The sequence below is a fragment of the Acinetobacter sp. NBRC 110496 genome, assembly GCF_000876115.1.
GTDB lineage: Bacteria > Pseudomonadota > Gammaproteobacteria > Pseudomonadales > Moraxellaceae > Acinetobacter.
Genome location: NZ_BBTF01000022.1, coordinates 1 through 23,964, shown reverse-complemented (window position 1 = coordinate 23,964; position 23,964 = coordinate 1). Strand labels below are relative to the sequence as shown.

22 protein-coding genes are annotated in these 23,964 nt (G+C 42.4%); 6 read left to right on the top strand and 16 right to left on the bottom strand.

From position 1 onward, the window contains the following. Positions 1-4 precede the first annotated feature (4 nt). Positions 5-865, bottom strand: coding sequence for an AraC family transcriptional regulator (locus Aba26S_RS11985; protein WP_043972231.1), 861 nt, complete (start codon positions 863-865; stop codon positions 5-7). Between the two features lie 184 nt (positions 866-1,049). Here Aba26S_RS11985 and Aba26S_RS11980 point away from each other — a divergent pair, with 184 nt between their 5' ends. Together Aba26S_RS11980 and Aba26S_RS11975 are read left to right on the top strand one after the other, a co-directional pair. After that, positions 1,050-1,964 (top strand): DMT family transporter, encoded by a 915-nt coding sequence (locus tag Aba26S_RS11980; protein WP_043972229.1) that lies wholly within the window; start codon positions 1,050-1,052, stop codon positions 1,962-1,964. Positions 1,965-2,012: 48 nt separating this feature from the next. Then, a complete protein-coding gene (locus tag Aba26S_RS11975) occupies positions 2,013-2,624 on the top strand; it encodes a trans-aconitate 2-methyltransferase (protein WP_043972226.1) in 612 nt (203 codons plus the stop codon). Between the two features lie 57 nt (positions 2,625-2,681). On the opposite strand, the gene pta is transcribed toward Aba26S_RS11975, so the two are convergent. The 3 genes from pta to Aba26S_RS11960 all read right to left on the bottom strand — a co-directional run bounded on the left by pta (position 2,682) and on the right by Aba26S_RS11960 (position 7,574). Continuing rightward, a complete protein-coding gene (gene pta / locus Aba26S_RS11970; protein WP_043972223.1) occupies positions 2,682-4,808 on the bottom strand; it encodes a phosphate acetyltransferase in 2,127 nt (708 codons plus the stop codon). A 29-nt stretch (positions 4,809-4,837) separates the two neighbouring features. Next, a complete protein-coding gene (locus tag Aba26S_RS11965; protein WP_043972220.1) occupies positions 4,838-6,013 on the bottom strand; it encodes an acetate/propionate family kinase in 1,176 nt (391 codons plus the stop codon). Between the two features lie 295 nt (positions 6,014-6,308). Beyond that, entirely contained in the window at positions 6,309-7,574 is a 1,266-nt protein-coding gene (locus Aba26S_RS11960; RefSeq protein WP_043972217.1) for a glutamate-5-semialdehyde dehydrogenase, read from the bottom strand. A gap of 354 nt (positions 7,575-7,928) precedes the next feature. Here Aba26S_RS11960 and Aba26S_RS11955 point away from each other — a divergent pair, with 354 nt between their 5' ends. Continuing rightward, positions 7,929-9,242, top strand: coding sequence for an alpha/beta fold hydrolase (locus tag Aba26S_RS11955; protein WP_043972214.1), 1,314 nt, complete (start codon positions 7,929-7,931; stop codon positions 9,240-9,242). A 50-nt stretch (positions 9,243-9,292) separates the two neighbouring features. On the opposite strand, the gene Aba26S_RS11950 is transcribed toward Aba26S_RS11955, so the two are convergent. Next, positions 9,293-10,135 (bottom strand): class I SAM-dependent methyltransferase, encoded by an 843-nt coding sequence (locus Aba26S_RS11950; RefSeq protein ID WP_043972211.1) that lies wholly within the window; start codon positions 10,133-10,135, stop codon positions 9,293-9,295. Positions 10,136-10,416: 281 nt separating this feature from the next. Next, positions 10,417-11,439 carry a beta-N-acetylhexosaminidase gene (nagZ, locus tag Aba26S_RS11945; protein ID WP_005238681.1) on the bottom strand — a complete coding sequence of 341 codons (1,023 nt, stop codon included), beginning with the start codon at positions 11,437-11,439 and terminating at the stop codon, positions 10,417-10,419. A gap of 248 nt (positions 11,440-11,687) precedes the next feature. On the opposite strand from nagZ, the gene Aba26S_RS11940 reads away from it, so the two are divergent. After that, on the top strand, positions 11,688-13,871 hold the full coding sequence (locus Aba26S_RS11940; RefSeq protein ID WP_043972208.1) for a carboxy terminal-processing peptidase: 2,184 nt from the start codon (positions 11,688-11,690) through the stop codon (positions 13,869-13,871). Between the two features lie 72 nt (positions 13,872-13,943). Here Aba26S_RS11940 and Aba26S_RS11935 read toward each other — a convergent pair whose 3' ends face one another. The 6 genes from Aba26S_RS11935 to Aba26S_RS21140 all read right to left on the bottom strand — a co-directional run bounded on the left by Aba26S_RS11935 (position 13,944) and on the right by Aba26S_RS21140 (position 17,801). Continuing rightward, the gene (locus Aba26S_RS11935; protein ID WP_043972204.1) at positions 13,944-14,393 is read right to left on the bottom strand and encodes a DUF2147 domain-containing protein; all 450 of its coding nucleotides are present in this window, start codon (positions 14,391-14,393) and stop codon (positions 13,944-13,946) included. Positions 14,394-14,629: 236 nt separating this feature from the next. After that, on the bottom strand, positions 14,630-15,076 hold the full coding sequence (locus Aba26S_RS11930) for a DUF2147 domain-containing protein (RefSeq protein WP_005238686.1): 447 nt from the start codon (positions 15,074-15,076) through the stop codon (positions 14,630-14,632). Positions 15,077-15,160: 84 nt separating this feature from the next. Next, positions 15,161-15,829: an LrgB family protein gene (locus Aba26S_RS11925; RefSeq protein ID WP_043972202.1), complete on the bottom strand. Its 669-nt coding sequence runs from the start codon at positions 15,827-15,829 to the stop codon at positions 15,161-15,163. A gap of 11 nt (positions 15,830-15,840) precedes the next feature. Continuing rightward, on the bottom strand, positions 15,841-16,203 hold the full coding sequence (locus Aba26S_RS11920; protein ID WP_043972199.1) for a hypothetical protein: 363 nt from the start codon (positions 16,201-16,203) through the stop codon (positions 15,841-15,843). Positions 16,204-16,242: 39 nt separating this feature from the next. Continuing rightward, positions 16,243-17,586: a ribosome rescue GTPase HflX gene (gene hflX / locus Aba26S_RS11915; protein WP_043972195.1), complete on the bottom strand. Its 1,344-nt coding sequence runs from the start codon at positions 17,584-17,586 to the stop codon at positions 16,243-16,245. 74 nt (positions 17,587-17,660) lie between these two features. After that, a complete protein-coding gene (locus Aba26S_RS21140; RefSeq protein WP_005238698.1) occupies positions 17,661-17,801 on the bottom strand; it encodes a hypothetical protein in 141 nt (46 codons plus the stop codon). Positions 17,802-17,991: 190 nt separating this feature from the next. Here Aba26S_RS21140 and Aba26S_RS11910 point away from each other — a divergent pair, with 190 nt between their 5' ends. Continuing rightward, positions 17,992-18,825: a 1-acyl-sn-glycerol-3-phosphate acyltransferase gene (locus Aba26S_RS11910; RefSeq protein ID WP_005238700.1), complete on the top strand. Its 834-nt coding sequence runs from the start codon at positions 17,992-17,994 to the stop codon at positions 18,823-18,825. On the opposite strand, the gene Aba26S_RS11905 is transcribed toward Aba26S_RS11910, so the two are convergent. Further along, complete coding sequence (locus tag Aba26S_RS11905; protein ID WP_370538960.1) at positions 18,818-20,380, bottom strand: phospholipase D family protein; 1,563 nt, start codon at positions 20,378-20,380, stop codon at positions 18,818-18,820. The genes Aba26S_RS11910 and Aba26S_RS11905 overlap by 8 nt on opposite strands. A gap of 169 nt (positions 20,381-20,549) precedes the next feature. On the opposite strand from Aba26S_RS11905, the gene Aba26S_RS11900 reads away from it, so the two are divergent. Beyond that, positions 20,550-21,560, top strand: a complete 1,011-nt coding sequence (locus Aba26S_RS11900; RefSeq protein ID WP_005238703.1) for a metallophosphoesterase — start codon at positions 20,550-20,552, stop codon at positions 21,558-21,560. 51 nt (positions 21,561-21,611) lie between these two features. Here the strand turns inward: Aba26S_RS11900 and Aba26S_RS11895 are convergent, their stop codons facing one another. The 3 genes from Aba26S_RS11895 to Aba26S_RS11885 are packed head-to-tail and all read right to left on the bottom strand — an operon-like array spanning position 21,612 to position 23,802. Then, positions 21,612-22,091, bottom strand: a complete 480-nt coding sequence (locus Aba26S_RS11895; RefSeq protein ID WP_005238705.1) for an OmpA family protein — start codon at positions 22,089-22,091, stop codon at positions 21,612-21,614. A gap of 8 nt (positions 22,092-22,099) precedes the next feature. Next, positions 22,100-23,323 carry a diguanylate cyclase domain-containing protein gene (locus Aba26S_RS11890; RefSeq protein WP_026040180.1) on the bottom strand — a complete coding sequence of 408 codons (1,224 nt, stop codon included), beginning with the start codon at positions 23,321-23,323 and terminating at the stop codon, positions 22,100-22,102. Between the two features lie 5 nt (positions 23,324-23,328). Next, entirely contained in the window at positions 23,329-23,802 is a 474-nt protein-coding gene (locus Aba26S_RS11885) for a YfiR family protein (protein WP_005238710.1), read from the bottom strand. Between the last annotated feature and the right edge of the window lie 162 nt (positions 23,803-23,964).

The window sequence follows — 23,964 nt, the reverse complement described above, 5'->3', positions numbered from 1 at the left end:
GATTTTAGTTTTTCCTGATGTGTGAAGGTGAATAGCCAAACTGCTTTTTAAAGCGATGGCTGAAATGACTGCTGGAGCTAAAGCCAAATTGTACGGCAATCTCAGTCAAATTGGCTGTACTCAGTTCAAGTGCTTGATGGGCTTGCTTAAGACGGCGCTGCATCACGTATTGGTGTGGTGGCATCTGCATCGATTGTTTAAACATATGCGCAAAATGATATTCGCTGAGTTGCGCTTGTTGCGCCAGATCAGACAAGGTCAAACTCAAATGGAGATGTTGATCAATCCATTCCAAGAGCTGTTTCAGTACATATGGGGACAATCCACCTTTAACCTCAGGTGCTTGCCATTGTGCATGACTATAATTCTTGATCAGATGATTGAGTAATAGCGTGGTCGCCGTACTCATCTGTAAATGATTTTCACGATGTTGCCAAGCACCATTGAGTAAGAAGTGCCGGTAGATCATGGAAATGTGCGGGTCAGCCACAAAAATTTGCGGATTTAATATGATCTGGCTGGGCTCGCGATCCCAGACTTGTTCTGCGACGCGGTGTAGATGTTGTTCGGTATAGTAAAGATGCACAAAGGTCAGTGGATCACGCAAATCCCAAGTGGATTCAAAATCTTGTGGCATCAGGCACATACGATCTGGCCCACCACCATTGTGCCAGCCTTGAGCCGTCTTTTGGTAGCTTTCGTAGCCTCCTTGAATATACATGCTCAAGGTATGATGATTACTACAGACGCTGACACGGTCTTGGTTATTTTGCCACATGGCGAGCTGCATACCCGAACCCAGTTCTACCGAGTCGAGCAATTGTGCTTTATATTGCTGTAATTGATCTAGAATCTGATATTTCATCTTCTATATGCAGTGCCGAATATTCTCCAGTTTAGTGTAGAACTTTCAGCCAGCTTTGTCATCTGCTCAACAAATTCATCTAAAAAACGCAAGGTGATGACAATCACCGCAAGATTATGCAAGCAGAGAGAGGGCTCAAACTCGCAAAATAGCCGCTATAGAGATTGAGTTTGGTTTTAAGAATATGAATGCGCTGTTATATGCGTTGGTTGTGGTGATCTGGGGAACCACATGGATTGCAATTACCCTGCAACAGCAAAGTGGAATTTCGGCCAGTGTGGCGGTGTTTTGGCGCTTTTTTATTTCTGCCATGGTGTTGTTTGCTTTTATTGTATTGAGTCGGAAGTTACAAAAACTGACAGGCAAAGATCATCTGTTTTGTATGTTGCAGGCTTGCTGTATTTTTGGCTTTAACTTCGTCTGTTTTTATTATGCGGTGCAATATATCAGTAGTGGCTTGGAAGCGGTGATTTTCTCCATGGCGGTGATTTTCAATACCATCAACGCCAGATTATTCTTTGCCCAGCAGGTGTCGACGCGTTTTTATCCTGCTGCTTTACTTGGTGTACTTGGGATTATTGCCTTGTTCTGGCATGACGTGGTGGGAACGACTTTAAATAGTCATACTCTGCTCGGTATCGGGCTGTGTATTCTAGGCACTTATGGTTTCTCTTTGGGCAATATGATCAGTACTCGCCATCAAAAGCATGGCTTGGATATTTTTACCACCAATGCTTATGCCATGTTGTATGGCTCATTGCTGATGGCGTTGATTTCATGGTTTAGACAGGATGAGTTTTTGCCGAGTATGCCATTCAGTGCAATCAGTGCTTTATTGTATCTCGCCATTTTTGGTTCTGTGATCGGTTTTACTGCGTATTTCTATTTGGTCGGACGGATTGGTGCAGGCAAAGCGGCCTATAGTACCTTGTTATTTCCTTTGGTCGCTTTAGTGATTTCAACAGTATGGGAAGGCTATCACTGGCAAATGAATGCGGTGATCGGCGTGATTTTGATTTTATGTGGTAATGCGATTTTCTTTGTGAAAGGGCCGCAAACCAAGAAAATTCAAACATTAAATAAGCCAGAGTCTTGTTAAAATTTTGTTGCATGGCTTTAAAATGAATGACTTATAATAGGCAATCAAATGGTACAGGAACATCTAGCGCAGCATATTATTGCACTTTATCAGAAGCATGCTTGTGAATGGATTGAACGACGGGGCAAGGTTCTTTCTGAGAAAGTCTGGCTCGATCGTTTTCTCAGCCTGCTACCAAACTCGGCGCATATTTGGGATTTGGGCTGCGGTTCAGCGCAGCCGATCGCTGCGTATTTTATTGCACAAGGCTGTCAGGTAACGGGTGTAGATGCTTCCGAACATATGATTGAAACAGCACGGCAATCTTTCCCAAAGCATGTTTGGCTGCAGCAAGATTTTCGGGAGTATCTTCCTGAACAAAAATTTCAGGGCATTTTTGCGTGGGATAGTTTCTTTCACTTAACCCAAGACGATCAACGCAACATGTTTAAGCGTTTTGCTGAATATGCACAATCAGGTACGGCTTTAATGTTTAGCAGTGGCCCTGCACAGGGGGAGGCGATTGGTGAACTCGGTGGAGAACCGCTATACCATGCCAGTCTCTCAGCAGAGGAATATCAAACCTTGCTGCAAGACAATGGGTTTAAGTTAATTAAAATGATTGCTGACGATATTGAGTGTACAGGACATACCATTTGGTTAGCTCAATACCTCGAATAAAAAAGCCCTTTCAATGAAAAGGGCTTTTTTAACTTTAATCAAAGCGCAGGTTTAATATCATTGTGCCTGAATCGCAGTCAGGGCAATGGTAAATACAATATCATCGACCAAAGCACCGCGAGACAAATCATTCACCGGTTTATTTAAACCTTGTAGCATTGGACCGACACTGACCACATTAGCAGCACGCTGCACCGCTTTATAGGTGGTGTTACCTGTATTTAAATCCGGGAAGATAAATACATTGGCACGCCCAGCCACTTGAGAATCAGGGGCTTTTTGGCGACCAACACTTTCAACTGAAGCGGCATCGTATTGTAATGGGCCATCAATCAGTAAATCAGGGCGGCGTTGCTGTGCAATTTTAGTCGCTTCAGCAACCTTCTCAACATCGGCGCCAGCACCTGAGGTTCCAGTCGAATAACTGATCATGGCGATACGCGGATCTAGACCAAAGGCTTTAGCTGAATCCGCAGACTGAATCGCAATCTCGGCAAGCTGTTCAGCATTTGGATCAGGATTGATCGCACAGTCACCATAAACATAGACTTCATCAGGCAGTAGCATAAAGAAGATGGATGACACCAGTGAGTAATTTGGTGCAGTCTTGATCAGTTGAAATGCAGGACGTACGGTATTGGCGGTGGTATGAATGGCACCTGAAACCAGACCATCGACCTGATCCAGAGCCAACATCATGGTGCCCAGCACCACGGTATCTTGCAGTTGCGCTTTGGCTTGTAGTGCATCCAGTTTACCTTTACGTAACTCGACCATGGGTTCGATATATTGATCACGAATGGTATCTGGATCAATGATCTGTAAATCATCTGGTAACTGGATACCCCGTGCTTTTGCTACCTCAGCGACTGATTCCGGTTTTGCCAATAAAATACATTGTGCAATGCCACGAGTTTGACAAATCACAGCCGCTTGTACCGTGCGTGGCTCATCCCCTTCAGGCAGGACGATACGTTTTTTGGCTGAAATGGATTTTTGTACCAATTCATAGCGGAATGCTGAAGGCGAGAGACGTGGATGTAGATTATTTTGGGTATGTTGATCAAGCCAGTTATTGTCAATATGGCTGGAAACAAAACGCGTCACTTGCTCCGCGCGTTCAGTATCATCAATAGGAATTTCATTTCCAAAGCGCTGTAATAGCTGTGCGGTTTCCAAGGTGTCGAAAGGGGTATGTAAGATCGGCAAACCTTGCTTAATCGCACTTTGGCAAAATTCCAGTACATTATTTGGGGGCGCTGTTTGCTCGGTTAAAACCAAACCCGCCAAGGGCGTACCATTGCTACTGGCAAGACTGGCTGCCAGAATCGCATCCGTTCTTTGTGAGGCACTAATAATCAGTTCACCGGCAACGAATTTATGCAGTTCGGATTCAATATTTGATGCAATCAAACTGGTGTGCAAAATACGACGTTGTTTGGCTTCACCTTGATGTAACCACGTGCCATTGATGATCGAAGCAATGTCCAGACTACGTGGCACGCTCAGAATATTACTAAACGGAACCAGGCCGATAATTGGCAGTTCATCGGTTCCCATATAGCGGTTATAGCGTTGTAATTCTAGCGCAAAGGTTTCAATATGCTGGTCTAAACGTAGACTTGGATCAAGTGTCACTGGAATTTCAGCTGTTCCCTCAGGTAGACCTTTTGTCCGCATGAATAATACGCCTGTGGTGCGGGCTGAAGCGGCACCGCCGAATTGACGTAAATGTGCATCGACTTTTTCTGCTGTTTTACGTGGGTCTGCTAAATCTGCAGTGCTGACCAAGACCACTTGTGCATCCAGTGCTTGTGCAAGTGCGGCATTGATTTCACTGACAAAATGATCTTGCCCATTGGGTACCAGACCTTCAACGATAATGACATCATGATCGGCAGCGATTTGACGATGTAGGGCCACGGCCTCTTCAAGCAACTCATCGGTTTCACCTAGGGCAATCAGTTGTGTGAGTCGTTCATAGCTGATCGGTTCAACAGAAGGATGTTGAAATAAATGACGATACAGTGTGGTGGTGCGGTCTACTTTGGTATCTGCAATCTGAGAACATGGTTTTAAGAAACCCGCATTAATCCCTTTACAATCCAGCGCGTAGATCATACCTAAACAAGCTGAGGTTAAACCAACGCCTTCACCTGTGGGGATGAGTAAAATTGTATTCATAATGACCTTAAATATATCTAATCGGTTGATTAAGCAATTTTTTCAACTACTTGGCGGGTTTCCTTGGCAATACGGCCTTCTTCGTCGGTTGGAATCACCCAGATTTGTGGACCTGTACCATCGTCGATACGACCTTCACTACCGCGAGCCAAAGCATTATTTTTTTCTTTGCTAAATTGCAAACCAAAGTGCACTAAATAAGCCAAAGTCTTTTCACGGACATAAGCCGAGTTTTCACCAATACCACCTGTAAAGACTAAACCATCTAAACGTGGTAGACCGCAACTTAAAGCCGATAAAGATTTGGCCAAACGATAACAGAATACTTCAATGGCAAGGGTTGCACCTTCATGACCCTTTCCAGAAGCTTCAACCAAGGTGCGCATATCATTGGATAGACCTGACAAGCCCAGTAAACCACTTTCTTTATTGAGCATGCTGTCAATTTTCTGGATATCCCAACCGAGATTGCTGGCAATGAATAAATGCAAACTCGGATCGACGTCACCGCTACGCGTGCCCATCACCACACCTTCAAGCGGGGTCATCCCCATCGAGTTATCGACACTATGACCATTCCAGACAGCACAGGTCGAACTACCATTACCTAAATGGGCACTGAGCCAGCCACCTTCATTTTTATGGCCTGCCAGTTCGCTGGCGCGTTCAGTCACATAAGCATGGCTGGTGCCGTGGAAACCATAGCGACGCACTTGATAATCGGTATATAAGTATTGTGGCAGCGCATAACGATAGGCACGTTCAGGCATGGTTTGGTGGAATGCGGTATCGAATACAGCCACTTGTGGTAACTGGGGGAACAAGCGCAAGGTGGCTTCAATCCCAATCAAATGTGCTGGGTTATGCAAAGGCGCAAGTGGTGTTGCGGCCTCAATACGCTCAACCAGTTCGGGGGTCAGGAGTTCTGCTTTGGTGATGTCACCGCCGTGAACCACACGGTGACCAATGGCTTGTGGATTGTAATTGGCTAAGCGTGCCAATAGGGTCTCAAGGGCTTTGGCATGATCTGCATAGGGAATTGACAGTTCCAGTGGTTCGCCACCAATGGTTACCCCTTTAATACGGGCATCTGCGGCGCCCAGATTTTCTGCTAAACCATAAATACGGTCTTCACGGCGTTCCGAAATGAGCGCGTATTTGATGGATGATGAACCACAGTTAATTACTAATACCGATATAGCCACGTTTGAACACCTAACAGATTTTAAATTTTATGATGAACACTTTGATCTTGCTGCAATGCATCAGGCAATGGGATCAAGCGCAATGTTTTAACATGGGATGTCATCTTGGCGAAGATAGACTTTAGCCTATATAACCCGTCTATAAATCAATCTATTCAGTATAGTTTGGAAATCATCTGTTCTTTTGATTGATCTGTTGGTTTTATCATTATTTTTGTATGCAAATATATAAAAAAACGAGAAAGATCAAGTAAATGAACTTCCTCGTGTTTCTGTGAGCAAATGCCCGATTCTGCTATTGGCGGATTTGCCCGTCACCAAAAACGATCCATTTTTGTGAGGTTAAGCCCTCTAGACCGACTGGCCCACGTGCATGGATTTTATCGGTTGAAATCCCGATTTCAGCACCTAAACCATATTCAAAACCATCGGCAAAGCGGGTTGAGGCATTGATCATGACTGAGCTGGAATCCACACGTGCCAAGAACTCACGAGCTAGACTAAAGTTTTCAGTAATAATCGCATCGGTATGGTGTGAACCATACTTATTGATATGCTCAATTGCTTCATCCATCCCGGTCACTACTTTGACTGCGAGAATTGGACCGAGATATTCGGTATACCAATCTTCTTCTGTGGCTGTTTTTACCGATACACCTAAAATACGTTGGGTTTCGGCACAGCCACGTAGCTCAACCTGTTTTTCTGCATAGAGTTCAGCAATACGCGGTAAGAACTCTTCGGCAATGGCTTCATCGACCAATAAGGTCTCCATGGCATTACACACGCCATAGCGATGCGTTTTGGCATTGAGGGCAATCGGTAAGGCTTTTTGCAGGTCTGCTTGTGCTTCAACAAATACATGGCAGTTACCATCTAAGTGTTTAATCACAGGAATACGTGCTTCATTGCTGATACGTTCAATCAGGCTTTTACCGCCACGTGGCACAATCACGTCCACAAATTCGGTCATGGTAATCAGATGACCGACTGCGGCACGATCTGGCGTATCAATCACTTGAACCGCATGTTCAGGCAGACCTGAAATTTGCAGACCGTGTTGAATCGCCGTTGCAATCGCTTTATTCGACTCGAGTGCTTCTGAACCACCACGTAAAATAATAGCGTTACCTGATTTTAACGCCAATGAAGCAGCTTCAAGTGTCACATTCGGCCTAGATTCATAAATCATGCCGATCACACCCAAAGGCACACGCATTTTTCCGAGTTGGATACCTGATGGGCGATAAGCCAAATCGGTAATTTCACCAATTGGATCAATCAAGGCAATTACATCTTTTAAGCCTTGTAACATGCCCTTAAAGCGAGCAGGGGTCAGTTCTAAACGGTCAAGTAGGGCACTGTCGAGTTGACGTTGACGACCACTGTCCATGTCAATTTGATTGGCTGCCAAAATTTGGGTTTGATTATTTTCCAAAGCCGTATAGATTGCAGATAGGGCATGATTTTTTAAATGCGTCGATGCACTCGTTAAAATACGAGAGGTCTGACGTGCCTGAGCGCCGACTTGTTGCATATAATTTTGTATAGAGTCTTGCATAGCAGTTTGGTATTTGCATGTATTTATAAAGATAGTAACAGTCAACGGCTGAACAATGAATAGGCTGAACTGACAATTCAAAAAATTATCAAGCGTTAATTGGCACAAATTTTTTTATTTTAGTGCGATGAAGATATTGAATCTAAAGTCGAGATTACATATTTTGCAAAAGATTATGGAGCGAAACAAGATAAGTGGTTAAGGAAATGATTGCGTATAAAACGTGCATATGTATAGAATGAAAAAGTATAGGATAAATGTAATACAAATTTTATAAATTTGTTAACTTGCAAGTAGAAGTCATAGAAAATGAGATGCTTGCAACACAAAAATAAACAAGGATGGAGGAAGGGCATGAATTCCATTATCCAAATGGACTCGGATATCAATCATACCTACACAGGCTTTGGTTTTTTCGACATTTACAATAAAAACAGTTTTAAACAACCAGCGCGTACCACGTGGATTGATGGTTGGAAAATTGAATATATGGCAATTGCAGATCCGAAAACGATCTACAACACGCCGATTGTAATTGTCGGGGGCGCATTTCAAAATTTTAACTCTTATAAGTATTGTGTTGAGCAACTTTTCGAGAGTGGGCCCGTTATTTTAATTGATTTACCTTCGATGGGTGCGAATCAGCAAATTCGTAATGTTGATACAGGTGAATCTGCAGGTATTTTAGAACTGCCAGATTTATCTAAAATGCTAGGTCAATGGCTGGATATTGTTGGGATTGATAAAGTTTCAATGATGGGCATGTCATTGGGTTCCGTGGTGGCTTCGTCTTTTGCAGACCAACGACCTGAGTTGATTGACCGTATGGTTTTGATGGGAGTGATGCAGAAAACCCGTAAAAGCTGGCGGATGTTGCTCGAAGAATCACTGCACTTAATGCGCGAAGATCGGATGGAAGAATTTGGTCAGGCCGTGATTCTTTATCTGGTCAATCATGCCAAACTTGATAAAACACGGATGTCACCTACTGCAAAACGTTTGTTCTTTAAACAGATGGCTGAGTTCAGTGCAACTGAACGCGAACGTTATGAAATCAACTGCAATCGCTTGTTGCGCTTAAGTGATGTACCTGTACCACAGTGTAAAACCTTGGTGGCAGCGGGGCAGTATGACAGTTTTACTTTACCGCATGAAAATGCAGATTTTGCTTTGCAATGTCAGGATATGCAGTTTGCATTGATTGCCAATGCCGATCATGTACCGCAATTGCAGCGCCGTAAAGAAACCATGAACTTGTTTACCACCTTTTTAAAAGGCGAATCCATTGACAATCTGGATGGCATTATCTCTATGACACGGGAACAAATGCAGCAGATCGAGCGGCGTGGTGAAGAACGTATTACGGTCTTACAGCCCGAAAGCAAATTATCGCATCGCCATCTTGCGACAGAAGCTGCTGTGAAGATTGTTGATATCACTTTCTTTGGCGTGTACTTAACGCTTCAAGATGTTGAACAACTTGATTTTATCAATCAACATCCACGTGATTTAGCCTTACATTTAGCTGATGAAGAGGGTGAGTTTAAAATTGAATGTTTAATCTTTGATGCAACTGAGCAAGGACTGCGCATCTTATTTAAACACGGCAGTTTTGATATCGCAGAGCGTTTGACTCGTTTTATTCAACGCCAACAGCCAACTGAATAACGAGCATTACAAGATTAAAAAAGTGGCAATTTGCCACTTTTTTTGTGCGCTTATTTGTTGGTGGCTTGAATCATCCAGACTAGGTCGCCTAAGTGTTGCTGCGTACTTTCTAAAGTGACTTGTTGAAAAAATTGCTTGGGTTGTAGCACCTCAACGTGATTAAAGCCAGCTTCATGAAAAAACTGTTCAACTTCGGCAGGGGTTTGAAAATGAAAGCTAAACGCACTGCGCGACATCCATTTTAATAAACGGCTGCTGTTCCAGATAATGGTAGCGAGTTTATTTTGAGTCGGTTCTGGATAGATGTCTGTTAAATAATGCAGCGTTTTAAAGCCTCGGCCGTAATTGGCAATGGCTTGAATCAGTTGCTGTAACATCGGTTTTTCAAAGTAATTGATCAGTCCCTCACTGATAATCACCAAGGGCCGTTGAGGATCGAACACCTCAAATGCGGCAGCAAAAGCATCGGTAAATAAGTCGACAGACAGTACAGCATCGGTATTGCTTTCAATTTGTTGCAGTGCCGCTTGTTTGGTGGCAGCCATGTCAGGCAAATCCAGTTCACGGTAAGTGATCGTTGCATAATGTTGTCTAAACCACCAACCACGTGGTGATAAGCCACATGCAATTTCTAGCACTTGCAGGTCAGGATGTTGCTCAATCAGTGCTTTTAACTGGTTGTCGAGCATGCTGTGACGTTGTTTCAGTGTAGTGCGCATGCTACCACCGACATATTTTTCTGCCCAGCTCTCAATCGGATGAACGAGAGCGGCTAAAGTTTTTCCTTTGGCGGTTGCCAGCGCTGGATGTGAAATCCCCATTTGATACCAGATATAGCCGGTGTAGTGTGCGGTAAATGAAATGTGGCGGTGTTTTGAAAGTTGTTGTGTCATCTGTCCTAGACTCTATTTTCCTAATTCTTATTTTTAACGATATCTATAACGGTGTCTTGCTAAGTCCTCATCTGATATCAGGATAAGCTTTCAGCTGGAGTTACTTTGGTTTCGCCCAAAGTAACCAAAGGCATTGTCATCCGCAAAACCTGTTCATTCCTTGCATGTGATTAATTACAGCATATAGACAGACTATATCTATCTTTTTGAAATCACGCAGGTTGCGGATGACATTACCGGGTATCGTATATCGGCAAAAATATTTTTTAATATGAAGTAAGTTAGAACGAATTCTTAAACTCTTCAATGACTTTTCTGACGTTGTGCCAGTTTTCATCATCTAAAGTCAACGTCGTGCCGACTTGGATATTTGGAATTTTACCGCGCATACGTTCTAAGCGTTGTTGATTTGGTAACGCCAAGGTTTGGATGCCATCCAAAGCGGTACATGCTGCGGCACGGTCATTACAGACCAGCCCCATATCACAACCTGCTTTTAAAGCGGCTTGGATACGTGCATCGGCACCACCTGCGACACAGGCAGCCTGCATGCTCAAGTCATCTGAGAATAATACGCCGTCAAATTTAAGCTGTTGACGTAAGATTTGCTGTAACCAGAACGGTGAGAAACCTGCTGGGTTTGGATCAACTTGATCATAGATCACATGGGCTGGCATCAAGGCATCCAGTTGCGGCATCAGCTTGATAAAGCTTTGCATGTCTTTGTCGTAAATTTCTTGGTATGAGCGGTTATCAATTGCAGCGGCCACATGTGAGTCAGCCTTGACTGAACCATGTCCTGGGAAATGTTTACCTGTGGTGGCCATGCCTGCTTTTTTCATACCACGCATAAAGGCATCTGCCAGAGGCACGATGTCTTGCATGTTTTTGGCGAAACCGCGATCACCAATTACATCGCTGACATCATTCAGGTCAAGAACTGGAGCAAAACTAAAATCAATCCCTACGGCCAGTACCTCAGTCGCCATTAACCAGCCGCATTGCTCAGCCAGTTCAATCGCTTGTTGTGGCTTGCTGAGGTAGCGCTCACCCAATCGGCCCATGGCTGGAAGTAAGGTAAAGCCTTGTCTTAAGCGTTGGACGCGGCCCCCTTCCTGATCAACGGCGATCAGAATCTCTGGGCGGATTTGGCGCATATGGTCGGTTAAGGCTCGAACTTGTTGAGGGGATTCAATATTTCGTGCAAATAAAATCATGCCGCCGACTTGCGGAGCTTGTAAGAGTTCAATATCTTCTTGGGTAAGTTCTGTGCCAGCAATATCCAGCATCAATGCGCCGATCATAAGGATTCCGTTTGAATTTTGATAAAAAATTGATGAAAAAAACGATAGCTAAATTGTGCAATGATTTGCTACATTTTGTCAGTACAGAATATGATAAAACTAGATGATATTGATGATAAGTGCTTGTTGGTCATTTATTTATAATGACTTATGAGTTTTACATGTTGTGATGGAGGTGAATGAAAGGTGTTCATATTGATCAGATCAGCGTGTAATAATTGCCATATCCAAGGAAGTACCAAAATTTTATGAAACTTCAAATGATAGCGTGTGCAGTTGCAATTGCGACTGGTGGTTTATTTTTCTCTCATACCATAAATGAGGCATTTGCAGCGACTGAGACACCTCTTGTTTCAACAGTCATCAAGCCATCTCAGGAACAGGCCTTGGTTGCACGTCAGTTAGCGACCTTGGTTGATCGTCAGCATTATTTAAATATGCGTCTGGATGCAACCACGTCAAACCGTATTTTGAATATGTATCTGGATAGTCTTGATCCAGATCATTCATTATTTTTAAGTGGTGAAGTGGAAGACTATCAAAAGAAATATGGCGCTACGTTTGGCAGTTCATTAAAAGCGGGTAACCTGACGGGACCGTTTGCGATTCATGCACAATACCGTGATCGTTTGAAACAATTCTATGAGTTTATGTTGGCTGAATTGAAGAAGCCGCAAAACCTGAATCAAAAAGATGTCTATCTTGATACGGATCGTGAAAAGGCCGCATATTTCAAAACTACGGCTGAACAACAGGCGCACTGGCAAAAAATGCTGGTTTCTCAGCTCATTAACTTAACCATTAGCAAAGAAGAAGAACAGGCTAAACAAAAAGCATTAAAAGCAGATCCATCGCTTGCCAATGGTCAGGATTTAACTGGACCCGAAGATTTAACCCCAGTTCAGACCTTGACGAAACGTTATACCCGTCAGTTAGAGCGTATTGGACGTGTGAAAAGCGATGATGTGTTGGAAAAAACCTTGAATGCCATGTTGGCCACCTATGATCCACACAGTAATTACTATCCGCCGATTGATGCGATGGAGTTAAACCGCCAAACCACTTTGCAGTTAGAAGGGATTGGTGTTTCGATTCGTCCTGAACGTGGCAATGAAGACTACACCAAAATTGAAACCATTGTTGAAGGTGGCCCGGCAAGTAAATCGGGGCAGGTGAAATCAGGTGATCGCATCATTGGGGTGGCTCAAGACGGCGAGAAAATGGTTGATGTGATTGGCTGGCCAAGTTCGGAAATCGTGGGGCTGATTCGAGGTAAACGGGGGACCAAAGTCGTGGTACGGTTACTAGGTGCTGGTGCATCAATGAGCCAGGCACGTAATGTGACCTTAACCCGTGACATTATCCAAGAAGAAGATGCTGGAGTCCGTTCCCGTACCATTGAAATTACTCGTGATGGTAAAAAACATCTGTTTGGTGTACTGGAAATTCCATCTTTCTATTTTGACTATCGTTCACGCCGTGCAGGGACCGAATATCGCTCAGTATCGGAAGATACAGCTAAAGCATTAGAGTCGCTAAAAGCACAAAAAGTAGAAGGCATCTTGGTCGACTTGCGTAATGACCCAGGCGGCTCACTGGAAGAGGTGGCGCGTATGCTTGGTCAGGTGATCAAGTCTGGTCCTGTGGTGCAGATCCGTGATGGTAATGGTAATGTCAATGTCTTTGAAGATACCGATGGTGGTGAACAGCTTTATGCTGGCCCAATGGCGGTACTGGTCAACTTGGCTTCTGCTTCTGCAAGTGAGATTTACTCTGCTGCGATTCAGGATTATGAGCGCGGTATTATCATTGGTAGTACCACTACAGGTAAGGGGACCGCGCAGGTTCAGCTAGATTCACTGGCTTATGGTCAGGCAACGTTAACACAACGTAAGTTCTACCGTATTACGGGTGGCAGTACACAAAATAAAGGTGTGATTCCAGACATCAAATTGGTGGATATTTACAATGAGGAGTTTGGTGAGCGCAAAGCGAAAAATGCCCTGAAGTGGGATACCATTCCAACAGCACCATTTAAGCGCGAAGGCTCTGTACAACCTTATATTGCTAAATTGACAGAGTTTTCTCAACAACGTGTTGCAGCAGATTCTCAGTTTAAATATCTAGAAGCACGAACCGCAATTGCCAAGAAAACTTCGGATCAAAAGAAAGTATCGCTGGATATTGGTCAGCGTCGTGCTGAGTTAATTGATCTTGAAAAGCAAACCTTGAACGCGGAGAACCAACGCCGTAGTGCAACAGGCTTAGCACCTTATGCAAACTGGGAGAGTTATCAAGCTTCTATCGACGCTCTGGTTGAGTCGCGTGCCAAAATGAAAGCACACTTGCGTCCACCATTGCCGGAAGAAGAAACCTTCATCACTGAAGCTGCAAACGTCCTTTTAGATTATTCTAAGTTGCAGTCTCGTTAAGCCTTATCACGTCCAAGCCATAAAAAAGCCCTGCATCTGACAGGGCTTTTTTATGGCTTGGACTCGGTAAATTTAATTGACTCGGATCCAGATTTGGCTTCGTCCTAATGCAGAGACACCAACATAACCGCGTAAATGTAAGCGCTGCCCATTAGAACTTAGTTTGGCAGTCAGGCTATAAACACGAGCTCCATTGGGATCAAGGATCTTGCCACCTGTATAGGTCAGGTCATTTTTATGCTTGAGTTGAGTGATAACATTTAGGCCTAAAATTGGCTTGTTGGTATAAGGCGCAGGGCAGCCTGTGCAAAATTCTTTGGGGGTATAACCTGTACGCGGGGTAATTTTAATGATTTTACCTGTATAAGAACCATCGGCTTCTTTTATGATTTCAACCTGTCCTTTGGGGGCACCTGTCACATCATCAACACTTTGCCAAATCCCGGTAATATCTTGAGCAAAAGCAAAATGACTGAAGGTCAATAGAAAGAAAAAAGAAATCAGTTTTTGGGACAAGTTCATGTTTAAGCCTCCTTGCTGCCATGGTTGTATCCTATTATTTCTGATTTCTAATTAGAGATTCAATTGTTATTTTACAGTTGTAAATTATTAATCGTTGACGTTTCAATCAAATTTTTGAACGGAAAATAAAAAAAGCTTCTTCATTGTAATACAAGATGAAGAAGCTTTTTTTGACGACAACCGAGATCTGTATGATCAGTGCAATGTGCGCATCGTGGCGCTAAATTTTATTTAACTTACTCGGCGCGAATCCAGATCTGATTACGGCCTAAAGCAGAAACCCCCAGATAACCGCGCAAATGCAAGCGTTTACCATTGGCACTGAGTTTGGCTTTCATACTATAAACTTTACCTGAGTTTGGGTCGAGAATACGGCCGTTGGTATAATTCAGACCTTCACTATGTTTTAAGCCTGTCACCACATCCAAACCAACAATCGGTTTGTTGGTATAAGGTGCTGGACAATCTACGCAGGTTTCTTTTGGTGTATAGCCCGTACGTGGCGTAATTTTAACTACTTTGCCTGCATAAGTTCCATTGGCTTCTTGGCGGATTTCAACCAATGCTTTAGGCGCCCCCGTTTTGTCATCAATACTTTGCCAGAGCCCCGTAATATCCTCTGCAAAAGTAAAACTGCTCACCGCAGATAAAAATAACGCACCTAATAATTGTTTGCTCATCATTAAAAATCCTTTTAACGTTTAAGCTTACATTATGGAGGATATCTGACAACTAGTTCAATCTTTATGTGATATTTGTGGCAAATTTTAAGATAAAGAGAGAATGAATGTAGGGAGCCAAATGGCTGTAAATACACCATTTACTGCCATGCCAAAGGCCGCATAACGTCCTGTAACAGGGCCACGTTGCCATGCTTGCGCCGTACCGATCGCATGTGCAGCTAAACCTAAGGCTAGACCAGAAGCACGCTCATCGTGAATATGTTTTAAGATCCATGGCGAGAATGCAGCCCCAATCACTCCAGATAGAATCACAATCAGGGTGACCATCATTAAAGGAGCATGCAGGAGCGTTGCGATGTTCAAGGCAATGGGAGTCGTCACGGCACGGGTGGCAAAAGCCATAATGGTTGGTTCAGACATATGCAGCAAATAGGCCAAGCTCATCGGTAAGGCAACCGCACTGATGCTGGCAAAACCAAGGATGCCAATCATTGATTTGAGCGGCAAATCGTCATAACGCATGGCAGCCAATGGAATGGCCAAAGTAACCGTGACATAGCCAAGCAGGTGACTAAAAACGTTGTTCACATTATCCATATACTGTTGATATGGAATACCAAAAATGGCTAAGAATGCGATGACAATAAACATGCCAAATACAATTAGTGGAATCTGTGGAAATTTCTGATTCAGTGGTTTAGCAATCAGATAACTAATCAGGGTAATAATGAAGCCATAGATAACCATTGACATAGATCAGCTCCTTATAACCAGCGTTTCGCCATTTTGGCATAGACCCATAATGGCAATAATGTACTAAAGGTTAGGATAAATAAGAATGCAGGAATTTCTTTGCCCATATGTACCAGCATAATTAATGAGCCTGCACAAATCGGCAAAAAGGCGAAGCCGCTTTCTTTCAGGATTTTATTATTGGTGTCTGTCAGGCGATTGGAAATTTTTCTAAACCGCCTCCAGATCAGTAATGTGATTAATAAACTAATGAGACCAACCAGATTGCCCAGTTCTGGGTGACCAAAAAGTTTTGTGATCGCAACAGCCCCTTCACGATAGACAATGATTAAGAGAAGTGTGCCAAACCAAGCTGTCCAATCTATATTTTTCATTTTTTTACTCTTGTCTATCTAGATGATGGCTGACCACAATTAAGGTGTTGGGTGATCAATCTCAAATTCTTCCAAAGGTCGATGGAATAGGGAAGCTTTTTTCCCAAGAATTTCGTCTAATGGTAAATGTGCTTGTTTAATGAGTTGTTCCAATTTGTGTGGCGCGATACAGACGGATAAATGTAGATCACCTTGATCATCATAATGCTCCGATTGAATCACATTCAAGCTGTAGAGTTGGGTACGTAATTTACCGTAAGCCGCTTTGAGTACCAGATCAAATTGTTGTAGCTGTCCCATTAAGCATTGTTGCACTGCTTCGCTGAGTTGTTCAAGCCCTTGTCCTGAATGTGCTGAGACATAGACGCGATCAGGCAGACCCGGCGCTTTATAAATGATTTTGGCTGCATCGCCACTTAAGTCAATTTTATTGTAGACCTGCAAAACTGGGGCATCAGCACCGATTTCCTTGAGTACCGACTCTACGGCTTCGATCTGTTCAGGCATATTCGGGCTGCTGCTATCAATTACATGTAAGAGCAGTGTTGCCTCTAGCGTTTCTTCTAATGTGGCTTTGAAAGATACAACCAGATCATGTTGTAAATTTCGGACAAATCCAACGGTATCAGCCAGTACAACCGTACCGACACCATCCCAGTCTAAACGACGTAAGGTTGGATCGAGGGTTGCAAACAGTTGATCAACTGCATAAACATCGCTTTTAGCAAGGATATTGAATAATGTCGATTTTCCAGCATTGGTATAGCCCACTAGTGAAATGGTCGGAATGGCGGCTTTTTGACGAGCAGCACGACCTTGTAAGCGGGTTTGCTGAACTTTGGTCAGTTTATCTTTGAGTTGGGTAATACGGACACGGATTAAGCGTCGATCCGTCTCTAGTTGCGACTCACCTGGCCCACGCAGACCGATACCGCCTTTTTGTTGTTCTAAATTGCCGGTAAAACCACGAATCAAACGGGTAGAGAGGTGTTTTAGCTGAGCCAACTCCACCTGTAATTTACCTTCATGGGTACGTGCACGTAAGGCGAAAATATCAAGAATCAAACCAGTGCGGTCAATCACGCGGCACTTAAGAATACGTTCCAAATTGCGTTCTTGCGCAGGCGAGAGTGAATGGTCAAAAATCACCAACTCTGCTTCGTGGCTTTTCACTAACTCTGCAATCTCATCAACTTTGCCAGAACCAATAAAAAACTTTGGATCGGGTTTATTGCGCTGCACAATGAGATGTTCAAGGATTTCAGCGCCAGCAGATTGGGCGAGCAATCGGAACTCTTCAGCATCCAGATCATCGAGCAGGTGAACCGATACACTGACTAAAATTGCCCGTTCACCACTTTGACGCTGCTCAAAATTTTCCACGCTGTTCTGAAATCCTTATTTTTAAAGTCTTATTCTAGAATAAACCTCAAGCAAAGGGCAAAGACTTCGTGGATTTATATGATATTACGACGTAATAGCTCAATGAATCCAACCAATGTACCCATGTATAAAATTGACCATCCCAGAAACATTCTTAAAGCATAGCCATAAGGAATGGTGGTTTGTGGTTCGGATGTTGTGCTTTGCTGATTCATCACATCACCTTTTGATCAGTAAATTCGATCTATTTATAATATTTGATCTGATAAATCTTTTAAAATTGGAAAAATTTATGCTCACATTCGTTTTTTGTTATGGTGAAAACTTCTATAAATTGATATCGGCATGATATAACAAGTTTAATTCAATGCACACGTGCATCTATGCGTACGGTTTTAAGAATTTATGACTCAACAAGCAACAGCAGTAAATCATCCTCCTTTAAGTTTGTTTTCAAAATTTAGTTTATACAGCAAAAAATTAGCTGCAGGTCTCGAAACCATTGGTGAGGGTTTTTATCTTATTTACCGACATGGCTTATATAAAGACCCGAATAATCCTGTAAATACCCGTTATGTACAGTATTTCTGCCGTCGATTATGTGAAGTATTCAATATTGAAGTGCAAGTGCACGGCAGCATTCCGCGTGAACCAGCACTATGGGTCAGTAATCACGTCTCTTGGCTGGATGTTGCGGTGTTGGGTTCTGGGGCACGTATCTTTTTCTTGGCCAAAGCCGAAGTGGAAAAATGGCCGATCGTTGGTAATTTAGCAAAGGGTGGTGGGACTTTATTTATTAAGCGGGGTTCTGGAGATTCGGTTCGAATCCGTGAACAAATTGCTGAGTTCTTAAAGCAAGATATTCCGGTTCTGTTTTTTCCTGAAGCCACGACGACCGATGGCAGTAAAGTTAAAAAAGTCCACGGACGTTTACTCGGCGCTGCTATTGAAGCACAACGACCGGTGCAGATTTGTGTGATCTGCTATGTTAACCAACAGGGGCAACTAGATTTGGTTGCGCCATTTATTGGTGAAATGAGCTTTGCAGAACATGTACAACGTGTTTTGGAAATGCCCAAAGTTACTGCACATTTGCTCACTTTACCCGCGATTCCTGTGGCAGGTCATACTGTAGAAACGTTGACCAAAGAAGTAGATCATCAAATGAGAGCGGGTTTGGAGCGTTTGCAGAGAAAGGTACTTACTGTATTACCAGAAGAAGCCTTAGAAACTACATGAAGCCTTCGATCGGCAGCCATGAAATCAGTTTCATACCTGCTCTTTGCCACCATTTCATTTTCGGTTCTTTGGTATAAATCAGAGGGCCGTGAGGTGTTTCACGCTGCCAAGTAATTTTATTGTTGGCATCTAAAACTAAACGATAGGCATAGGTCTTCAGGTTTTGATCCATGGTGGCATGCACTGCTTGTGCCAATGGTGGGCTATTCAGTAACACGCCAATCTCAGTATTCAGGTAGGCTGAGCGCGGATCAAAGTTAAATGAGCCGATAAATACCTGTTTTTCATCAAGTGCCATTAATTTGGCATGTAAACTGGAACGGCTTAAACCTTTAATATTGACCTTGGCTTTTTTGGCTAGCTCTTCGGTATGTTTGTCTAAATCACTTTTATCGAGTGCGGGCAAAAATTCATAGAGTTGTACACCATTTTCAAGTAATTCCTGTCGATATTTACCATAGAACGCATGCACGACAGCAACGTCATTGGCTTTAAATGAATTTGTCAGGATTCTGACTTTAATTCCATCTTGTGCCAAATCACTTAAAATTTTTGCCCCTTTTTTTTCTGGAACAAAATAGGCAGAAATTAAATCAATATTTTTTTCGGGCTGTTCAAGATGATTGATCAGCTGAAAGTTGAGATGTTCTTCTTTTTTAGCTTTTGATTTAATTTTGTCGGGGGAGTCTTTCACGACTTCAGCTTTGACCCAATCGAGTGAAATATCACGATTCATTAAGGCATTAATGGCGACCGACTGGCTGGTTAAATCCAAATAGTTTTGAACAGTAATACGTTTGTAGTGTTCATCGAGTTGTTGTTTAAGGCTTTCATAGCTTAAACGATGAGAGCGCTGTTTGACGACTTCCCGAACATCATAGGCATATTCATGATTCCAATAATCATCAAATGATTTGGAGATATCTTCTACAGCTGTACCAAACAACATCACATCCACATCGGAAAATTGGTAATTATCACTGACGTTGTAATATTGATTAGTCATATTGCGTCCACCGATCAAGGCAACCTGATGATCAGCAATAAAACTCTTATTGTGCATGCGACGATTGATACGTTTTAAGTCTAGCACCATATCTAGCGCACGATATTTACGAAAACGATAGGGATTAAAGAGCTTAACTTCTATATTGGGATGTTGTGCGAGTGCAAGAAAAATGCCTTCGGTATGCTTGGCATTATTATCATCAATCAAGAGGCGAACCCGAACACCTCGATCTGCAGCGCGAATCAAGGCATGTAAAGCCAAGGCACCAACTTTGTCGTTATCCCAAATATAATATTGTAAATCAAGAGTCTTTTCGGCCTTGTCAATCAGGCGAAGTCGTGCTGAAAGAGCTTCTAATGGTTCATATAAAACATGATAGCCAGTTAGATCGGGATGCTGTTCTTGCAAAGGCTGAATGACCTGTGCGAGTGAAGTATGAGAGGTATCAATCTGGGCAGATGTTTGGATGATCGGTTCAATTTTATGCTTGGGTAAGGTGCTACAACCTGTAACGGTCAGCGCAATTGAGCAATAAATCGCAATCATACTTTTATTGTAAGCACTTGTACTTATCTTTGTATGTTTGTTATTTAAATGAGAAAATTGCGTCATAATCGTCACTGATTAAAAGTTGGGCTTGAGTATACCACTTCATCGAAAAAGATAAATATAAGATGAGATGGATGGCCCTAAAGTGAAGTTAATGAGGGCTTTAATGTCGAATTCGGATACTATTATTCTTGGTTTTTATCTTATTTTCGCTGTTCTGGCGCTCTGGGCTTTGATTCAGGCCTGGGTACACCAATCCCGTACAGAAACCATTCATCCATTTAAAGCTTTTATACATTTATTGGCGTTTTATCTGTCTTATTTATTGATTCCACTGTGGTTTTTTAGTGTTTATGCGGGATGGGTCGAATATTACAGCCTGCATCAGGCTGGCTTCATCTTTTTACTCAGCAGTATCTTGATCTATGCGCGTTTTATCGAGCCGCATCAAATTCATGTAAAACATCATCAATATCGACTGAATTCAGAGCGTGAGTTTCGCCATCCAATCAAAGTTGCTTTGGTTGCAGATATGCATGTCGGATTATTTTCTGGACACGAACGTCAACTGAAAAGTATGGTCAAGAAATTGAACCAAGCGCAACCGGATTTGGTGGTGGTTGCAGGGGATTGGACCTATGAACCTGAAAATCGACTGGTGCAGGAATTGGCTGTTTTAAAACAAATTCAGGCTCCCGTTTACTCAGTCCCAGGTAATCACGATGAACAATATCCAGGTCCACCGATTCAAGAGCTGCTAAAAAAAGCTTTAGAACTAAACAATGTTATTGATATTGAAGGCAAGATTGTCGAATTTGATGAATTTCGCCTGATTGGAATTGGTGATTTGTGGGCAGGCAAGGCCAATATGCGATTTATGCCCGATTTACCTCAAGATAAACCTTGGCTGATTTTGTCGCACAATCCAGATACGGTAGATATGGTTCCAGAGCTGCCAACGCGACCACTCATGTTATCTGGTCATACACATGGCGGGCAAATTGAGTTGCCATGGATTACCAGTTACATCATGAAACGTGTCTCTATTTTAGGCCATAAAAAGGGCTTTTATACACATGAACATGCAGAAGTTTTTGTGACCGTTGGTACGGGGATGGTCGGTGTACCATTTCGGTTTCGGGTTCCACCAACGATTGATATTATTGAACTGATCTAAAAAAAGCCGACTGCATTGCGTCGGCTTTTTTATGCTATGGAGCAGTAATTGTTAAGGAATAATAATGACATTCACACGACGATTGCTGGCACGATTTTCATCAGAGGTATTTGGAACAAAAGGCTGACTCGCACCACGACCGACTACAGTTAAGTTATTCGGCTTGAACCCTTGTGTGATAAAGATTGTTGAAACACTCTGAGCACGTTCTTCTGAAAGCTTCTGGTTATACTCAGGATTGCCGATATCATCAGTATGTCCTACAATTTTTAACTTTTGTAAGTCATATTTGTTCAGCTGGTTTGCTAAACGGACAATTTCCTTTTGATGTTCAGGTTTGATTTCTGCTTTATTAAAGTCAAACAGCAAACGTTCTGGTAGACCTAGGGTCCAGCCCTCATCGGTCAAAACGAAGCCTTCTTTCTTTAGCATTTTGACCTGACGATACTTTAATGGACCAAAACTCAAGCAGCCAGCCAATGTTAGGCAGAGTAACGCAATAAATGAAATTTTAATGGTGTGAGCGCGCATAACATGTCCTAAATTTCTGGTTTATAAAGAAACCAATGTGGGTTTAAATGTTTAGCTCTATACATAGCTTGATCGGCCTGCATGATCAAATCCTCTGGATTCTCTGCAAACTGAGAAAAAGCAACCCCTAAGCTAAAACTGAAATGAATCATTTGACCATTAAACTCTAAAGGTTCTCCACAACTTGCAAGAACGCCTTCAGCAATTGTTGTTAAATGATCGGTATGATGAATTGAATGTAAGATGATGGCAAATTCATCACCTCCTAAACGAGCAATAAAATCCTCATGACGAACTGAAAGCCTTAAGCGTGTAGCCATTTCTTTTAAAACTGCATCTCCAGCTAAATGTCCAAACTCGTCATTGATGTATTTAAACTTATTATTGTCGATAAACAATAAAGCAGAGTTGTGACGATACTGCGGGTTTTCAAAGATATTAAATAGCTCTTGGTAAAAATAATGGCGATTTGGCAAACTGGTGAGTTGGTCGTGATGCGCCTGAAATGAAAGTTGACGATTTTCTTTTTGCAGATGTGTGTGCCAGATCTGGATTTCTTCTAACAGTTCATTGAAAACCGTGTTTAAGTTCTGAAACTCATGAATGTGGTTATTCGGGAAACGTAAATTATAAGCTTTTTGATCACTGACCAGTTGTGCAATATGCGTTAATGGTTTGATCGCTTGCATAATTTGGCGGTAAGTAATGTTCACAGACCAAAGCAGGGCAATCACAATGAAGAACATTGAAATGGCGAGACCAATGATAATGGTCTTTAAAAAATGCAAAATATTTTCAGAACTGCCATACAGTACCAACTCGCCTACTTTTTTCTTATGATGCACAATCATGAGTTTAACAGGATCATGAAGAAACCAGCGATCCATTAAATCTTGCATGACGGAGGTATGAGCAACTTTCTTGCTACTTTCAGCTAACAACTGTTGTTGAGGATCATAGACATGAATACTGCGAATGGCATGTTCACTGGTATAGTCATCAAGAATTTGATCAATGGCACCTTTATCCCTAAATACTACGGCAGGCTGAACACGCTCCAAAACGGTTTGGCTCAATAACTGTAAATTTTGCTTTGCATAAGTTTCCATGGTGAACATGGAGATGGTGGCGAAGGTAAAAGAACAGATCACAAAGGTAATTGCAAAGATTGCAAATTGTGATTTACGAAATAAAGCATGTAAGGATGTTGATTGGTATAAGTTTGGAATCACAGTGCTTACCCCGCATTCTTTGCTAAAAGTAAAACACGTGGGTCGATATGCACTTTGGAATAGCTTAAAGCCTCCAAATTCACCTTGAAGGTAGAAAAGGTCTTTTTATTATATAAGCAGAAAATACTTCCTACTTCGCATGCCGGGTTATTGGTACTTAAAGAAAGCAAAGATCGAGAAGGGTAGGCCTGAATTAAATTCTGCTGTTGCTGTGGAGAGGTGGTGGTGAAATAGGCAACATGACACTCCGTTTTTGGAAAGTCTTTAGCACTAACCGCTTGTACCTGATATTCATAAGCCAACTGACGGATATTAGATTGAAACTGATTTGCAGCATCCTGATTGTCAATCACACAAATGGTTGGACGATTGGTATTGGACCATTTGCTATAACTTAAAATAGATAAAGCCAACTCATAGAAATTATGTGTTGAGATGGCATAGCAAAGCGGGCTCGCTGCAAAGGATGCAGCAAGCAATAAATATCGAGCCTTTTTACTAGCAAACCGTATTTTCAATCAAAAGTGCCAAAAAATGTGAAGCAAGAGACATATTCTACTGGACTTAATTGTTTAAAAAAAGTTCTTGAACACAAAGAAAAAGCATTAAAAGTAACTGGGGTGTTTAAAAAATACTCACTT

Coding starts and splice junctions, on each gene's coding strand:
- Aba26S_RS11950 (WP_043972211.1), bottom strand. CDS start 10,135: ATGACACAACAACTTTCAAAACACCGCCACATTTCATTTACCGCACAC.
- Aba26S_RS11905 (WP_370538960.1), bottom strand. CDS start 20,380: ATGATTGCGATTTATTGCTCAATTGCGCTGACCGTTACAGGTTGTAGC.
- Aba26S_RS11985 (WP_043972231.1), bottom strand. CDS start 865: ATGAAATATCAGATTCTAGATCAATTACAGCAATATAAAGCACAATTG.
- Aba26S_RS11920 (WP_043972199.1), bottom strand. CDS start 16,203: ATGAAAAATATAGATTGGACAGCTTGGTTTGGCACACTTCTCTTAATC.
- Aba26S_RS11940 (WP_043972208.1), top strand. CDS start 11,688: ATGAAACTTCAAATGATAGCGTGTGCAGTTGCAATTGCGACTGGTGGT.
- Aba26S_RS11960 (WP_043972217.1), bottom strand. CDS start 7,574: ATGCAAGACTCTATACAAAATTATATGCAACAAGTCGGCGCTCAGGCA.
- Aba26S_RS11925 (WP_043972202.1), bottom strand. CDS start 15,829: ATGTCAATGGTTATCTATGGCTTCATTATTACCCTGATTAGTTATCTG.
- nagZ (WP_005238681.1), bottom strand. CDS start 11,439: ATGATCGGCGCATTGATGCTGGATATTGCTGGCACAGAACTTACCCAA.
- Aba26S_RS11910 (WP_005238700.1), top strand. CDS start 17,992: ATGACTCAACAAGCAACAGCAGTAAATCATCCTCCTTTAAGTTTGTTT.
- Aba26S_RS21140 (WP_005238698.1), bottom strand. CDS start 17,801: ATGAATCAGCAAAGCACAACATCCGAACCACAAACCACCATTCCTTAT.
- Aba26S_RS11955 (WP_043972214.1), top strand. CDS start 7,929: ATGAATTCCATTATCCAAATGGACTCGGATATCAATCATACCTACACA.
- Aba26S_RS11930 (WP_005238686.1), bottom strand. CDS start 15,076: ATGATGAGCAAACAATTATTAGGTGCGTTATTTTTATCTGCGGTGAGC.
- pta (WP_043972223.1), bottom strand. CDS start 4,808: ATGAATACAATTTTACTCATCCCCACAGGTGAAGGCGTTGGTTTAACC.
- Aba26S_RS11975 (WP_043972226.1), top strand. CDS start 2,013: ATGGTACAGGAACATCTAGCGCAGCATATTATTGCACTTTATCAGAAG.
- Aba26S_RS11935 (WP_043972204.1), bottom strand. CDS start 14,393: ATGAACTTGTCCCAAAAACTGATTTCTTTTTTCTTTCTATTGACCTTC.
- Aba26S_RS11900 (WP_005238703.1), top strand. CDS start 20,550: ATGTCGAATTCGGATACTATTATTCTTGGTTTTTATCTTATTTTCGCT.
- Aba26S_RS11980 (WP_043972229.1), top strand. CDS start 1,050: ATGAATGCGCTGTTATATGCGTTGGTTGTGGTGATCTGGGGAACCACA.
- Aba26S_RS11895 (WP_005238705.1), bottom strand. CDS start 22,091: ATGCGCGCTCACACCATTAAAATTTCATTTATTGCGTTACTCTGCCTA.